Annotated in this window: 13 protein-coding genes and 1 tRNA gene; all 14 read right to left on the bottom strand. The window is 55.8% G+C overall.

The window, feature by feature from the left end:
* A partial coding sequence (locus tag QRN61_RS26745; RefSeq protein ID WP_285376293.1) for a GTP-binding protein occupies nucleotides 1-448 on the bottom strand: 448 nt, incomplete at its 3' end.
* A gap of 31 nt (nucleotides 449-479) precedes the next feature.
* Complete coding sequence (gene fusA, locus QRN61_RS26750; protein ID WP_007962223.1) at nucleotides 480-2,585, bottom strand: elongation factor G; 2,106 nt, start codon at nucleotides 2,583-2,585, stop codon at nucleotides 480-482.
* Nucleotides 2,586-2,615: 30 nt separating this feature from the next.
* Entirely contained in the window at nucleotides 2,616-3,089 is a 474-nt protein-coding gene (gene rpsG, locus QRN61_RS26755; RefSeq protein WP_003228745.1) for a 30S ribosomal protein S7, read from the bottom strand.
* Nucleotides 3,090-3,196: 107 nt separating this feature from the next.
* The gene (gene rpsL, locus QRN61_RS26760) at nucleotides 3,197-3,568 is read right to left on the bottom strand and encodes a 30S ribosomal protein S12 (protein ID WP_003186084.1); all 372 of its coding nucleotides are present in this window, start codon (nucleotides 3,566-3,568) and stop codon (nucleotides 3,197-3,199) included.
* A 215-nt stretch (nucleotides 3,569-3,783) separates the two neighbouring features.
* Nucleotides 3,784-7,983: a DNA-directed RNA polymerase subunit beta' gene (gene rpoC, locus QRN61_RS26765; RefSeq protein ID WP_027614261.1), complete on the bottom strand. Its 4,200-nt coding sequence runs from the start codon at nucleotides 7,981-7,983 to the stop codon at nucleotides 3,784-3,786.
* A gap of 63 nt (nucleotides 7,984-8,046) precedes the next feature.
* Complete coding sequence (rpoB, locus tag QRN61_RS26770) at nucleotides 8,047-12,120, bottom strand: DNA-directed RNA polymerase subunit beta (protein WP_027614262.1); 4,074 nt, start codon at nucleotides 12,118-12,120, stop codon at nucleotides 8,047-8,049.
* A gap of 221 nt (nucleotides 12,121-12,341) precedes the next feature.
* On the bottom strand, nucleotides 12,342-12,707 hold the full coding sequence (gene rplL, locus QRN61_RS26775) for a 50S ribosomal protein L7/L12 (RefSeq protein ID WP_007962228.1): 366 nt from the start codon (nucleotides 12,705-12,707) through the stop codon (nucleotides 12,342-12,344).
* Between the two features lie 74 nt (nucleotides 12,708-12,781).
* Nucleotides 12,782-13,282, bottom strand: coding sequence for a 50S ribosomal protein L10 (gene rplJ / locus QRN61_RS26780; protein ID WP_003228752.1), 501 nt, complete (start codon nucleotides 13,280-13,282; stop codon nucleotides 12,782-12,784).
* 198 nt (nucleotides 13,283-13,480) lie between these two features.
* Entirely contained in the window at nucleotides 13,481-14,176 is a 696-nt protein-coding gene (gene rplA / locus QRN61_RS26785; protein ID WP_003228754.1) for a 50S ribosomal protein L1, read from the bottom strand.
* Complete coding sequence (gene rplK, locus QRN61_RS26790) at nucleotides 14,176-14,607, bottom strand: 50S ribosomal protein L11 (protein ID WP_003228756.1); 432 nt, start codon at nucleotides 14,605-14,607, stop codon at nucleotides 14,176-14,178. The genes rplA and rplK overlap by 1 nt, the downstream gene beginning before the upstream one ends.
* Nucleotides 14,608-14,724: 117 nt before the next feature.
* Nucleotides 14,725-15,258, bottom strand: coding sequence for a transcription termination/antitermination protein NusG (gene nusG / locus QRN61_RS26795; protein ID WP_025113545.1), 534 nt, complete (start codon nucleotides 15,256-15,258; stop codon nucleotides 14,725-14,727).
* Nucleotides 15,259-15,267: 9 nt separating this feature from the next.
* On the bottom strand, nucleotides 15,268-15,636 hold the full coding sequence (gene secE / locus QRN61_RS26800) for a preprotein translocase subunit SecE (protein ID WP_041074957.1): 369 nt from the start codon (nucleotides 15,634-15,636) through the stop codon (nucleotides 15,268-15,270).
* Nucleotides 15,637-15,681: 45 nt separating this feature from the next.
* Nucleotides 15,682-15,757: transfer RNA gene (locus QRN61_RS26805), tRNA-Trp, on the bottom strand.
* A gap of 53 nt (nucleotides 15,758-15,810) precedes the next feature.
* Nucleotides 15,811-15,881 (bottom strand): EF-Tu C-terminal domain-related protein (locus QRN61_RS26810; protein WP_198525954.1); only part of this gene is annotated, 71 nt, incomplete at its 5' end.

Genomic DNA, 15,881 nt, shown 5'->3' on the forward strand with positions numbered 1-15,881 from the left:
CCAGTTCCAGCAGCTCAGCGTCGTCTACCAGGTCAGCCTTGTTCAGGAAAACCACAATGTACGGAACGCCTACCTGACGGGACAGCAGGATGTGCTCACGGGTTTGCGGCATCGGACCATCAGCGGCCGAGCAAACCAGGATCGCGCCGTCCATCTGGGCAGCACCGGTGATCATGTTCTTCACGTAGTCAGCGTGACCTGGGCAGTCAACGTGAGCGTAGTGACGAATAGTCGAGTTGTACTCAACGTGAGCGGTGTTGATGGTGATACCGCGAGCTTTTTCTTCTGGAGCGCTGTCGATCTTGTCGAATTCAACTACGGCCGAACCGAAAACTTCGGAGCAGACGCGAGTCAGAGCAGCGGTCAGAGTGGTTTTACCGTGGTCAACGTGACCGATGGTGCCAACGTTGACGTGCGGTAGGGAACGATCAAATTTTTCTTTAGCCACGACAATTAACTCCTAGCCTAAAGGGGCTGAATCAGCCTTGTTTTTTGGTTACGGATTCGACGATGTGCGACGGAGCCGTATCGTATTTTTTGAATTCCATAGAGTAGCTTGCGCGACCCTGGGACATGGAACGAACGTCGGTCGCATAACCGAACATCTCACCCAGTGGAACCTCGGCACGGATAACCTTGCCGGACACTGTGTCTTCCATACCCTGGATCATGCCGCGACGACGGTTAAGGTCGCCCATTACATCACCCATATAGTCTTCAGGCGTAACAACCTCTACCGCCATGATCGGCTCGAGCAACTCACCACCGCCCTTCTGGGCCAGTTGCTTGGTCGCCATGGAAGCAGCCACTTTAAACGCCATCTCGTTGGAGTCGACGTCGTGGTAAGAACCATCGAACACGGTAGCCTTCAGGCCGATCAGCGGATAGCCGGCAACAACGCCGTTCTTCATCTGCTCTTCGATACCCTTCTGGATAGCCGGGATGTATTCCTTAGGAACCACACCACCTACAACTTCGTTCACGAATTGCAGACCTTCCTGACCTTCGTCAGCAGGAGCAAAACGGATCCAGCAGTGACCGAACTGGCCGCGACCACCGGACTGACGAACGAACTTGCCTTCGATTTCACAGTTCTTCGTGATGCGCTCACGATACGAAACCTGAGGCTTGCCGATGTTGGCTTCGACGTTGAACTCACGGCGCATCCGGTCAACCAGGATGTCCAGGTGCAGCTCGCCCATGCCGGAGATGATCGTTTGACCAGTCTCTTCATCAGTTTTAACGCGGAAAGACGGGTCTTCCTGAGCCAGCTTGCCCAGTGCGATACCCATTTTTTCCTGGTCATCCTTGGTCTTAGGCTCTACGGCAACCGAAATAACCGGCTCCGGGAAGTCCATGCGAACCAGGATGATTGGCTTGTCAGCGTTGCAGAGGGTTTCACCAGTGGTGACGTCCTTCATGCCGATCAGGGCCGCGATGTCGCCAGCGCGTACTTCCTTGATCTCTTCACGGGCGTTTGCGTGCATTTGCACCATACGGCCCACGCGCTCTTTCTTGCCTTTAACCGAGTTGATCACGCCGTCGCCGGAGTTCAACACGCCCGAGTAAACACGGACGAAGGTCAAAGTACCCACGAATGGGTCGGTAGCGATTTTGAACGCCAGTGCCGCGAACGGCTCGTCATCACTTGCGTGACGCTCCATTTCCTCTTCCTCGTTATCAGGGTTCGAGCCCTTGATAGCTGGAATGTCGGTTGGAGCAGGCAGGAAGTCGATAACGGCGTCGAGAACCAGGGGAACGCCCTTGTTCTTGAACGACGAACCGCACACAGCCAGAACGATTTCGCCAGCGATAGTGCGCTGACGCAGAGCGGCCTTGATCTCTTCGATCGACAGCTCTTCGCCTTCCAGGTACTTGTTCATCAGCTCTTCACTGGCTTCGGCCGCAGCCTCAACCATGTTGCTGCGCCACTCAGTAGCCAGCTCGAGCATGTCCGCAGGGATTTCCTTGCGAACAGGAACCATACCCTTGTCAGAGTCGTTCCAGTAAACAGCCTGCATGTTGATCAGGTCGATCTGGCCCTGGAAGTTGTCTTCCGAACCGATAGCCAGCTGAATCGGCACCGGAGTGTGACCCAGACGCTGTTTGATCTGACCGATCACGCGCAGGAAGTTGGCACCAGCACGGTCCATCTTGTTTACGTAAACAAGACGTGGAACGCCGTATTTGTTGGCTTGACGCCATACGGTTTCCGACTGAGGCTCAACACCCGAAGTACCGCAGAATACAACGACAGCGCCGTCGAGTACGCGCAGGGAACGTTCAACTTCAATGGTGAAGTCTACGTGGCCCGGGGTATCGATGACGTTGAAACGGTGCTCGTGCGGGTACTGCTTCTCGGAACCTTTCCAGAAGGCGGTAATGGCAGCAGAAGTAATGGTAATACCACGCTCCTGCTCCTGAACCATCCAGTCTGTGGTCGCGGCGCCGTCATGCACCTCGCCCATTTTGTGACTTTTGCCAGTGTAAAAAAGGACGCGCTCGGTGGTGGTGGTTTTACCAGCATCCACGTGAGCGACGATACCGATGTTACGGTAGCGACTAATCGGAGTAGTACGAGCCATAAAGCCCTCGCAAAATTAGTGAAGCTAAAATTAGAAGCGGTAGTGCGAGAAAGCTTTGTTGGCTTCGGCCATACGGTGCACGTCTTCACGCTTCTTAACAGCAGCACCTTTACCTTCAGCAGCATCCAGCAGTTCGCCAGCCAAGCGCAGAGCCATAGACTTCTCGCCACGCTTACGGGCGAAGTCTACCAACCAGCGCATTGCCAGAGCGTTACGGCGGGAAGGACGAACCTCGACCGGAACCTGGTAAGTAGCACCACCAACGCGGCGCGACTTCACTTCGACCAGCGGAGCGATGGCGTCGAGTGCTTTTTCGAAGAGTTCCAGGGGATCGGTGCCGGCCTTACGAGCCTTCACGGTTTCCAGGGCACCATAAACGATACGCTCGGCAACGGCTTTCTTGCCGCTTTCCATAACGTGGTTCATGAATTTGGCGAGGATCTGGCTTCCGTATTTCGGATCGTCCAGAATCTCACGCTTTGCTGCTACGCGACGTCTTGGCATGATAAGCCCTCAAGCGGTCTTCAGGTTAGTTCGGGACAGATCCAGTGGATGCAAGCCCGACCTTACTCTTATCGACTCAATAAAATGAAAATCTGCAAAACGACCGATTACTTCGGACGCTTGGTACCGTACTTCGAACGACCCTGGTTACGGCCTTTAACGCCGGAAGTATCCAAGGAGCCGCGAACGGTGTGGTAACGAACACCTGGCAAGTCTTTTACACGACCGCCGCGGATCAGTACCACGCTGTGCTCTTGCAGGTTGTGGCCTTCACCACCGATGTACGAGGAAACCTCGAAACCGTTGGTCAGACGCACACGGCATACTTTACGCAGTGCCGAGTTAGGTTTTTTCGGCGTAGTGGTGTACACACGGGTGCACACGCCACGACGTTGCGGGCAGTTCTGCAGCGCAGGTACGTCGGATTTCTCGACGATACGCTTACGCGGCTGACGTACCAGCTGGTTGATAGTTGCCATCTACTAGCTCCACTGTTGTCTTGCGACGCTATTGTCTTGCAAGAAAAGCAAAATGACAGGAACGGATTCCCGCCAAATTTAGGGGATCAAGAGTCTAAAGAGGATCTTGTCCCCAGTCAAGGCAAGGCCCCGACCTCCCCGCCCGTCGAACCTTGACAATTTGTCTCGATTCGACGAACGGAGCGATCAGGGCCTCAGCTTAGTTACCGCAGAACTCAGTTACCGCTCGAGTTCAGCGCTTCGGTCAGTGCAGCTTCCACTTCACTGGCGCTTACGCGCAACGGCTTGTCTGCATCACGACGACGCTTGCGCTCGCTGTGATATGCCAGACCGGTACCGGCCGGGATCAGACGACCCACAACCACGTTTTCTTTCAGGCCGCGCAAATAGTCGCGCTTGCCGGTGACTGCCGCTTCGGTCAGTACGCGAGTGGTTTCCTGGAAGGAAGCCGCCGAGATGAACGATTCGGTGGACAACGACGCCTTGGTGATACCCAGCAGAACGCGAGTGAACTTGGAGACAAACTTGTCTTCCGCGCTCAGACGTTCGTTCTCTACCAGTACGTGAGTCAGTTCCATCTGGTCGCCCTTGATGAAGCTGGAATCGCCGGACTCGGAGATCTCAACTTTACGCAGCATCTGACGCAGGATGGTCTCGATGTGCTTGTCGTTGATCTTCACGCCTTGCAGACGGTAAACGTCCTGGATCTCGTTCACGATGTACTTGGCCAGCGCGCTCACACCCAGCAGACGCAGGATGTCGTGCGGATCGCTCGGACCGTCGGAGATAACTTCGCCGCGGTTTACCTGTTCGCCTTCGAACACGTTCAGGTGACGCCACTTCGGAATCAGCTCTTCGTACGGATCGCTACCGTCGTTCGGGGTAATGACCAGACGGCGCTTGCCTTTGGTCTCTTTACCGAACGCGATGGTGCCGCTGACTTCAGCCAGAATCGACGCTTCTTTCGGACGACGAGCTTCGAACAAGTCGGCAACACGCGGCAGACCACCGGTGATGTCACGGGTCTTCGAAGTTTCTTGCGGGATACGAGCGATAACATCACCGATCGCGATCTTCGCACCGTCCGCAACACCGACCAGAGCGTTGGCTGGCAGGAAGTACTGAGCGATAACGTCAGTGCCTGGCAGCAACAGATCCTTGCCGTTGTCGTCGACCATCTTCACTGCAGGACGGATTTCCTTACCGGCAGCTGGACGATCTTTCGCGTCGAGTACTTCAATGTTGGTCATACCGGTCAATTCGTCAGTCTGACGCTTGATCGTGATGCCTTCTTCCATGCCCACGTAGGTCACGGTACCTTTCATTTCGGTAACGATCGGGTGAGTGTGCGGATCCCACTTGGCCACGATTGCGCCAGCGTCGACCTTGTCACCTTCTTTAACCGAAATCACAGCACCGTACGGCAGCTTGTAACGCTCACGCTCACGACCGAAGTCATCAGCGATGGCCAGTTCACCGGAACGGGACACAGCAACCAGGTGGCCATCCACACGCTCAACGTGCTTCAGGTTGTGCAGACGGACAGTACCGCCATTCTTCACCTGAACGCTGTCGGCTGCGGAAGTACGGCTTGCCGCACCACCGATGTGGAACGTACGCATCGTCAGCTGGGTACCCGGCTCACCGATGGACTGGGCAGCGATAACGCCGACCGCTTCACCGATGTTCACCTGGTGACCACGAGCCAGATCACGGCCGTAGCACTTGGCGCAAATGCCATAGCGGGTTTCGCAGCTGATCGGCGAACGCACGATCACTTCGTCGATGCTGTTCAGCTCGATGAACTCGACCCACTTCTCGTCTACCAGGGTACCGGCAGGAACGATGACGTCCTCGGTGCCTGGCTTGAATACGTCACGGGCAATAACACGACCCAGTACGCGCTCACCCAACGGCTCTACAACGTCACCGCCTTCAATGTGCGGAGTCATCAGCAGACCGTGTTCGGTGCCGCAATCGATCTCGGTTACAACCAGATCCTGCGCCACGTCTACCAGACGACGAGTCAGGTAACCGGAGTTCGCAGTTTTCAACGCGGTATCCGCCAGACCTTTACGAGCACCGTGAGTCGAGATGAAGTACTGAAGTACGCTCAGACCTTCACGGAAGTTCGCAGTAATCGGCGTTTCAATGATGGAACCGTCCGGCTTGGCCATCAGACCACGCATACCGGCCAGCTGACGAATCTGTGCTGCGGAACCCCGCGCACCCGAGTCGGCCATCATGTACATCGAGTTGAAGGACTCTTGGTCGACTTCATCACCGTGACGGTCGATGACTTTCTCTTTCGAGAGGTTGGCCATCATCGCCTTGGAAACTTCGTCGTTCGCCTTCGACCAAAGGTCGATCACTTTGTTGTACTTCTCGCCCTGGGTTACCAGGCCGGAGGCGTACTGGCTCTCGATCTCTTTCACTTCGTCGGTGGCTGCACCGATGATGCGGGCTTTTTCGTCCGGGATAACGAAGTCGTTAACACCGATGGAAACGCCGGAGATGGTCGAGTAAGCGAAACCGGTGTACATCAACTGGTCAGCGAAGATCACGGTCTCTTTCAGACCAACCACGCGGTAGCACTGGTTGATCAGCTTGGAGATCGCCTTTTTCTTCATCGGCAGGTTGACGACATCGTACGACAGACCTTTTGGCACAACCTGGAACAGCAGCGCACGGCCGACAGTGGTGTCGACGATACGAGTGTTGCTCACGCTGTTGCCGTCACGGTCGTTGACGGTTTCGTTGATACGAACCTTGACCTTGGCGTGCAGTGCGGCTTCGCCGGCACGGAACACACGGTCAACTTCCTGCAGATCCGCGAACACACGACCTTCGCCCTTGGCGTTGATCGCTTCACGAGTCATGTAGTACAGACCCAATACAACGTCCTGCGACGGAACGATGATTGGCTCACCGTTGGCTGGCGACAGAATGTTGTTGGTCGACATCATCAACGCACGCGCTTCGAGCTGGGCTTCCAGCGTCAGCGGTACGTGCACGGCCATTTGGTCGCCGTCGAAGTCGGCGTTGTACGCGGCGCAGACCAGCGGGTGCAGCTGGATAGCCTTACCTTCGATCAGGACCGGTTCAAACGCCTGGATACCCAGACGGTGAAGGGTCGGTGCACGGTTGAGAAGAACCGGGTGTTCGCGAATCACTTCAGCGAGAACGTCCCAAACCTCTGGCAGTTCGCGCTCGACCATTTTCTTGGCCGCTTTGATGGTGGTCGCGAGACCACGCATTTCCAGCTTGCCGAAAATGAACGGTTTGAACAGCTCGAGAGCCATCTTCTTCGGCAGACCGCACTGGTGCAGACGCAGGGTCGGACCTACGGTAATTACCGAACGACCGGAGTAGTCAACACGCTTACCGAGCAAGTTCTGACGGAAACGACCTTGCTTACCCTTGATCATGTCAGCCAGGGATTTCAGAGGACGCTTGTTCGAACCGGTGATAGCGCGGCCACGACGACCGTTGTCGAGCAGTGCATCGACAGCTTCCTGCAACATACGCTTTTCGTTGCGCACGATGATGTCCGGAGCGGACAGATCCAGCAGGCGCTTCAAACGGTTGTTACGGTTGATCACTCGACGATACAGATCGTTGAGGTCGGAAGTCGCGAAGCGACCGCCGTCCAGCGGGACCAGTGGACGCAGATCTGGCGGCAGAACCGGCAGAACGGTCAGCACCATCCACTCTGGCAGGTTGCCGGAACCCTGGAAGGCTTCCATCAACTTCAGACGCTTGGACAGCTTCTTGATCTTGGTTTCCGAGTTGGTTTGCGGAATTTCTTCGCGCAGACGACCAATCTCGTGCTCCAGGTCGATAGCGTGCAGCAGTTCACGGACAGCTTCAGCACCCATGCGGGCGTCGAAGTCGTCACCGAACTCTTCCAGCGCTTCGAAGTACTGTTCATCGTTCAGCAGCTGACCTTTTTCAAGGGTGGTCATGCCTGGATCGATAACGACGTAGCTCTCGAAGTAGAGAACGCGTTCGATATCACGCAGGGTCATGTCCATCAGCAGGCCGATACGGGACGGCAGCGATTTCAGGAACCAGATGTGGGCAACCGGCGAAGCCAGTTCGATGTGCGCCATGCGCTCACGACGAACCTTGGCCAGTGCAACTTCAACGCCGCACTTCTCGCAGATCACACCACGGTGCTTCAAGCGCTTGTACTTACCGCACAGGCACTCGTAATCCTTTACCGGGCCAAAGATCTTGGCGCAGAACAGACCGTCACGCTCAGGTTTGAACGTACGGTAGTTGATGGTTTCCGGCTTTTTAACTTCGCCGAACGACCACGAGCGGATCATCTCAGGCGAGGCCAATCCGATACGGATGGCGTCGAACTCTTCGACTTGACCCTGGTTTTTCAGCAAATTCAGTAGGTCTTTCAAGGCCTTTCCTCCTGGCGGAGCAGAGAGCGGGCAGTCCTGCCCCGCTCTCGATCGCGTCACGTGTTATTCGGTTTCCAGATCGATATCGATGCCGAGGGAACGAATTTCCTTGATCAACACGTTGAAGGACTCGGGCATGCCCGGCTCCATACGGTGATCGCCATCCACGATGTTTTTGTACATCTTGGTACGGCCGTTCACATCGTCCGACTTCACTGTGAGCATTTCTTGCAGAGTGTAAGCGGCACCGTATGCTTCCAGTGCCCAGACCTCCATCTCCCCGAAACGCTGACCACCGAACTGCGCCTTACCACCCAGCGGCTGCTGGGTAACCAGGCTGTACGAACCGGTAGAACGCGCGTGCATCTTGTCGTCTACCAAGTGGTTCAGCTTCAGCATGTACATGTAGCCAACGGTAACTGGACGCTCGAACTTGTTGCCGGTACGGCCGTCAGTCAGCTGCATCTGGCCGCTTTCCGGCAGGTCTGCCAGTTTCAGCATGGCCTTGATTTCGCTTTCCTTGGCACCGTCGAACACTGGAGTGGCCATTGGAACGCCGCCACGCAGGTTTTTCGCCAGATCCAGGATTTCCTGATCGGAGAAGCTATCCAGATCTTCGTTACGACCGCCGATCTGGTTGTAGATCTCGTCGAGGAAGGTACGCAGTTCAGCGACTTTACGCTGCTCTTCGACCATCCGGTTGATCTTCTCGCCCAGACCTTTGGCCGCGAGGCCCAGGTGGGTTTCAAGGATCTGACCAACGTTCATACGCGAAGGTACGCCCAACGGGTTGAGGACGACGTCGACCGGGGTGCCATTGGCATCGTGCGGCATGTCTTCAACCGGCATGATCACGGAGACCACACCTTTGTTACCGTGACGACCGGCCATCTTGTCGCCCGGCTGGATGCGACGACGGATTGCCAGGTAAACCTTGACGATTTTCAGCACGCCTGGAGCCAGGTCATCGCCCTGCTGCAGTTTGCGCTTCTTGTCTTCGAACTTGTCGTCCAGCAGACGGCGACGATCAACGATGTAGGCCTGAGCCTTCTCGAGCTGCTCGTTCAGAGCATCTTCAGCCATGCGCAGTTTGAACCACTGACCATGCTCAAGACCGTCGAGAACTTCGTCGGTGATGTCCTGACCTTTCTTCAGACCGGCGCCGCCTTCAGCCTTGTGGCCTACCAGAGCGGAGCGCAGACGTTCGAAGGTCGCGCCTTCTACGATACGGAACTCTTCGTTCAAATCCTTGCGGATCTCGTCCAGCTGGGACTTCTCGATCGACAGAGCACGAGCATCACGCTCAACGCCGTCGCGGGTGAAGACCTGTACGTCGATGACAGTACCTTTGGTACCGGTAGGTACACGCAGGGAGGTGTCTTTAACGTCGCTGGCTTTTTCACCGAAGATCGCACGCAGCAGTTTTTCTTCCGGAGTCAGTTGGGTCTCGCCTTTCGGAGTGACTTTACCGACCAGGATGTCGCCTGCGCCTACTTCAGCACCTACGTAAACGATACCGGCTTCGTCCAGCTTGTTCAGTGCAGCCTCACCCACGTTCGGGATGTCCGCAGTGATTTCCTCTGGGCCAAGCTTGGTGTCACGAGCCACACAGGTCAGTTCCTGAATGTGAATCGTGGTGAAGCGGTCTTCCTGAACCACACGCTCGGACAGGCAGATGGAGTCTTCGAAGTTGAAGCCGTTCCATGCCATGAACGCGATGCGCATGTTCTGCCCCAGTGCCAGTTCACCCATGTCGGTGGACGGGCCGTCAGCCATGATGTCGCTACGCTGAACGCGATCACCCTTGCTAACCAGCGGACGCTGGTTGATGCAGGTGTTCTGGTTCGAGCGGGTGTATTTGGTCAGGTTGTAGATGTCGACACCAGCTTCGCCAGTTTCAACTTCGTCATCAGCAACACGAACCACGATACGGCTGGCATCAACAGAGTCGATCACGCCGCCACGACGAGCCACGACGCAAACGCCGGAGTCGCGGGCCACGTTACGCTCCATGCCGGTACCTACCAGCGGCTTGTCAGCGCGCAGGGTTGGTACAGCCTGACGCTGCATGTTCGAACCCATCAACGCACGGTTGGCGTCGTCGTGCTCGAGGAACGGAATCAGCGACGCTGCAACCGAAACTACCTGCTTCGGCGAAACGTCCATCAGGGTGACGTCTTCCGGCGCCTTGACGGTGAATTCGTTCAGGTGACGTACGGCTACCAGTTCGTCGATCAGGACTTTCTGCTCGTTCATGGTCGCCGAAGCCTGCGCGATCACATGATCGGCTTCTTCAATGGCGGACAGGAACACGATCTCGTCGGTGACTACACCCTCTTTCACCACACGGTACGGGCTTTCCAGGAAGCCGTACTGGTTGGTGCGGGCATAAGCAGCCAGGGAGTTGATCAGACCGATGTTCGGACCTTCCGGCGTTTCAATCGGGCAGACACGACCGTAGTGAGTCGGGTGTACGTCACGGACTTCAAAGCCTGCGCGCTCACGAGTCAGACCGCCAGGGCCGAGTGCAGAGACACGACGCTTGTGGGTGATCTCGGACAGCGGGTTGTTCTGGTCCATGAACTGCGAGAGCTGGCTGGAACCGAAGAACTCTTTCACCGCCGCCGCCACTGGCTTGGCGTTGATCAGGTCTTGCGGCATCAGGCCTTCGCTTTCGGCCATCGACAGACGCTCTTTGACCGCACGCTCGACACGTACCAGGCCAACGCGGAACTGGTTTTCAGCCATTTCGCCTACGCAGCGAACACGACGGTTACCCAGGTGGTCGATGTCATCGACGATGCCTTTACCGTTACGGATGTCGACCAGAGTCTTCAGTACCGCGACGATATCTTCCTTGCACAGCACGCCCGAACCTTCGATCTCGGTACGACCGATACGACGGTTGAACTTCATCCGGCCGACCGCAGACAGGTCATAGCGCTCAGGGCTGAAGAACAGGTTGTTGAACAGGGTCTCGGCAGCGTCTTTGGTCGGCGGCTCGCCTGGACGCATCATGCGATAGATCTCGACCAGTGCTTCCAATTGGTTGCTGGTGGAGTCGATCTTCAGCGTGTCGGAGATGAACGGACCGCAGTCGATGTCGTTGGTGTACAGAGTTTCGATGCGAACAACGCCGGCCTTGGCGATTTTCGCCAGGACTTCGGTCGACAGCTCGGTGTTGCACTCTGCCAGGATTTCGCCGGTAGCCGGATGCACGATGACCTTGGCGGTGGTGCGACCCAGGACGTAGTCCAGAGGCACGTCCAGCTCTTTGATCCCGGCCTTTTCCAGCTGGTTGATGTGGCGGGCAGTAATACGACGGCCCTGCTCGACAATAACCTTGCCTTTATCGTCCTGGATATCGAGGACAGCCACTTCACCGCGCAGACGCTGAGGCACCAGTTCCAGGCTCAGGCCTTCGCCTTTAACGTGGAATACGTTGGTGGTGTAGAAAGCGTCCAGCACTTCTTCGGTGGTGTAGCCGAGCGCGCGCAGCAGCACCGAGGCCGGCAGCTTGCGACGACGGTCGATACGCACGAACACGCAGTCTTTCGGGTCGAACTCGAAGTCCAGCCACGAACCGCGGTAAGGAATGATGCGCGCGGAGTACAGCAGTTTACCGGAACTGTGCGTCTTGCCGCGGTCGTGGTCAAAGAACACGCCCGGGGAACGGTGCAGCTGGGAAACGATAACACGCTCGGTACCGTTGATTACGAAGGTACCGTTCTCAGTCATCAATGGGATTTCGCCCATGTAGACTTCTTGCTCTTTGATGTCCTTGATCGCTTTGTTCGACGATTCTTTGTCGAAAATGATCAGGCGCACTTTTACCCGCAAAGGTACGGCGAAAGTTACACCGCGCAATACGCATTCTTTGACATCAAATGCCGGTTCGCCCAGGCGATAACCGACGTACTCCAGCGCAGCATTGCCGGAGTAGCTGATGATCGGGAAAACGGATTTGAAGGCCGCATGCAGGCCCACGTCGCGGAACTGATCTTTAGTCGCTCCCGCTTGCAAGAATTCACGATACGAATCCAGCTGGATGGCCAGGAGGTACGGCACATCCATGACGTCCGGCAACTTGCTAAAGTCCTTGCGGATACGTTTTTTCTCAGTATATGAGTAAGCCATCAGCGTTCCCCAGCTTGGTCACCTGCTTGTTTGGCCCCTCCCGACGGGAGCAGCCAGAAAATCGTGCAAACCCCATGGTTTGCGCCACCGCATCGGGTGGTTACAGCGCCTTTATCAGCACCGACCCAGTCGGCTGCCAATAACGGAAAAAGGCCGGTGGCAAGAGCCACCAGCCATCAGCCTGTCGCTTGACGCTCGGGCTGGAGGAGCAAAGTCGATACTTATTTCAGCTCGACTTTAGCGCCTGCTTCTTCCAGCTTCTTCTTAGCGTCTTCAGCAGCTTCTTTCGAAACGCCTTCAGCTACAACCTGAGGAGCGCCGTCTACTTTCTCTTTGGCTTCTTTCAGGCCCAGACCGGTCAGTTCACGAACTGCCTTGATCACGTTAACCTTCTTCTCGCCAGCTTCCAGCAGAACAACGTTGAACTCGGTTTGCTCTTCAACAGCAGCAGCAGCTACAGCTGGGCCAGCCGAAGCAGCAGCAGCGGTAACACCGAAGGTTTCTTCCATCGCTTTGATCAGCTCAACGATTTCCACTACGGATTTCTGGCCGATTGCTTCGATGATTTGTTCGTTAGTCAGAGACATGACTCAATTCCTGAATTGGGGGACGGCCTACGCGACCATCGAAATAAACAAAAAACGCGAGAAGTTGACGAGCCTTAGGCTGCGGCAGCTTCTTTCTGGTCGCGAATTGCCGCCAGAGTACGAGCCAACTTGCTGGTAGCGCCTTGAATCACGCTCATCAGCTGAGAAATTGCTTCGTCACGGGTCGGCAGAGTTGCCAGTACGTCGATCTGATTAGCTGCGAGGAACTTGCCCTCGAACGCAGCTGCCTTGATCTCGAACTTGTCCTGACCCTTGGCAAACTCTTTGAAGATACGAGCAGCAGCGCCCGGATGTTCGTTCGAGAATGCAATCAGGGTCGGGCCGGTGAACACGTCGTTGAGGACACTGTATTCAGTGTCAGCAACTGCGCGCTTGAGCAGGGTGTTACGTACAACACGTACGTAAACGCCAGCTTCACGAGCCTCTTTACGGAGTCCGGTCATTGCGCCTACTGTTACGCCACGGGCATCAACCACGACAGCGGACAGAGCGACTTTGGCAGCCTCGTTGACTTCAGCGACGATGGCCTTCTTGTCTTCGAGATTAATTGCCACGGGTTTAACTCCTGCTTGTTACCGTTTCACTCGGTCGAAACCGAATGTCGTTTTGGTGTCTGATTCGGTAAGGAACCGGGAGCACCATCTGCGTAGGCTTGTGGTTTAAGGCTTGCGCCGCCTACGGTCTTGGATAGCCCCCGCCAGGCAGGGACCCCAATCTTTCAATTGGCGCGAATAATCGCGCCAACCTTTGTCTTACGCGTCCAGCGAGCTCTGGTCGATAACCAGACCTGGGCCCATAGTGGTGCTCAGGGTAACGCGCTTGACGTAAATACCTTTCGAGGAAGCTGGCTTGATACGCTTCAGATCAGCGATCAGGGCTTCAACGTTTTCCTTCAGCTTGACGGCATCGAAGCCGATCTTGCCAACGGAAGTGTGGATGATGCCGTTTTTGTCGGTGCGATAACGAACCTGACCAGCCTTGGCGTTTTTAACCGCGGTAGCTACGTCTGGAGTTACGGTGCCGACTTTCGGGTTAGGCATCAGGCCACGTGGACCGAGGATCTGACCCAGCTGACCTACAACGCGCATGGCATCCGGGGATGCGATCACTACGTCATAGTTCAGGTCGCCGCCTTTCATTTCGGCAGCCAGGTCGTCCATACCTACACGGTCAGCGCCGGCAGCCAGAGCGGCCTCAGCAGCTGGACCCTGGGTGAACACAGCAACGCGAACGGTCTTGCCAGTGCCGTGTGGCAGCACAGTAGCGCTACGAACAACCTGGTCGGATTTACGCGGGTCTACACCCAGGTTTACAGCAACGTCGAACGACTCGCTGAACTTGACAGTCGACAGCTCAGCCAGCAGAGCAGCAGCGTCTACAATGTTGTAGGCCTTGCCTGCTTCGATTTTGCCGGCGATAGCCTTTTGACGCTTGGTCAGCTTAGCCATTACACACCCTCCACGTTAAGGCCCATGCTACGAGCAGAACCGGCGATAGTACGCACGGCTGCATCCATATCAGCTGCAGTCAGATCCGCGTTTTTGGTTTTCGCGATTTCTTCCAGCTGAGCACGGGTAACAGTGCCAACCTTAACGGTGTTCGGACGAGCGGAACCGCTGGTCAGACCGGCCGCCTTCTTCAGCAGAACCGAAGCGGGGGTGGATTTGGTTTCGAAAGTGAAGCTACGGTCGCTGTAGACAGTGATGATCACTGGAGTCGGCAGACCTGCTTCAAGACCCTGAGTACGGGCGTTGAAAGCCTTGCAGAATTCCATGATGTTCACGCCGTGCTGACCCAGAGCAGGACCAACAGGTGGGCTTGGGTTAGCCTGAGCGGCCTTCACTTGCAGCTTGATGTAAGCGGTAATCTTCTTGGCCATGAGGCACTCCAATTACGGGTTCGAACGCCTCGAAAGGCTCCCCGGTTACTTGCGCGTTTATCCCAGTGACGACAAAACCCCACAGCCTAGGGCTGCGGGGTTGGGATGCTTGTTCAGCTAGACCTTTTCGACCTGACTGAACTCCAACTCTACCGGAGTAGAGCGACCGAAAATAAGCACTGCCACCTGGACACGGCTCTTTTCGTAGTTAACTTCTTCGACGGTGCCGTTAAAGTCAGCGAATGGACCGTCAGTAACGCGAACTACCTCACCCGGCTCAAACAGAGTCTTTGGTTTCGGCTTATCGCTACCATCAGCCACGCGACGCAGAATGGCTTCCGCCTCTTTGTCGGTGATTGGAGCAGGCTTGTCGGCGGTACCGCCAATGAAGCCCATCACCCGAGGAGTATCCTTGACCAAGTGCCAAGTACCCTCATTCATATCCATCTGTACCAGCACATAGCCTGGGAAGAACTTGCGTTCGCTTTTGCGCTTCTGGCCATTACGCATTTCAACCACTTCTTCAGTGGGAACCAGAATTTCGCCGAAGCCATCTTCCATGCCAGCCAGCTTAACGCGCTCAATCAGCGAGCGCATGACATGCTTCTCGTAACCCGAGTAAGCATGCACAACGTACCAACGCTTAGCCACGGGACACCCTTAGCCGACAATCAAGGAAACAAGCCAACCGAGCAGGGAATCAACACCCCACAACAGCAACGCCATAACGATAACCACAGCAACAACGATCAACGTTGTCTGCGTGGTTTCCTGGCGAGTTGGCCATACGACTTTACGAATCTCAGTGCGCGCTTCCTTAACCAGTACAAAGAACGACTTGCCCTTTGCAGTCTGCAGGCCTACAAAGGCAGCTACAGCAGCAATTACGAGCAAAGCGAGTACACGGTACAGGATCGGCGAAGCAGCGTAATACTGATTGCCAACTACACCCACAACCACCAAAGCGGCTACCACAAGCCACTTGAGCAGATCGAAGCGAGAGCCTTGAGCTTCAGCCTTAGGAGTCATCTATGAAGATCCTGTGAAAAGAAAGCCAGACACACCGAGTGAATCTGGCAGGTCAGGAGGGAATCGAACCCCCAACCTACGGTTTTGGAGACCGTCGCTCTGCCAATTGAGCTACTGACCTAAAACAAAATCAGGCCGACCATTATGCCGGCCCGAAAAATACATTACAACCGCTTATTCGATGATTTTAGCTACGACGCCAGCGCCGACGGTACGACCGCCTTCACGGATAGCGAAACGCAGAC

It is taken from the genome of Pseudomonas sp. lyk4-TYG-107, from assembly GCF_030209055.1.
GTDB lineage: Bacteria > Pseudomonadota > Gammaproteobacteria > Pseudomonadales > Pseudomonadaceae > Aquipseudomonas > Aquipseudomonas putida_A.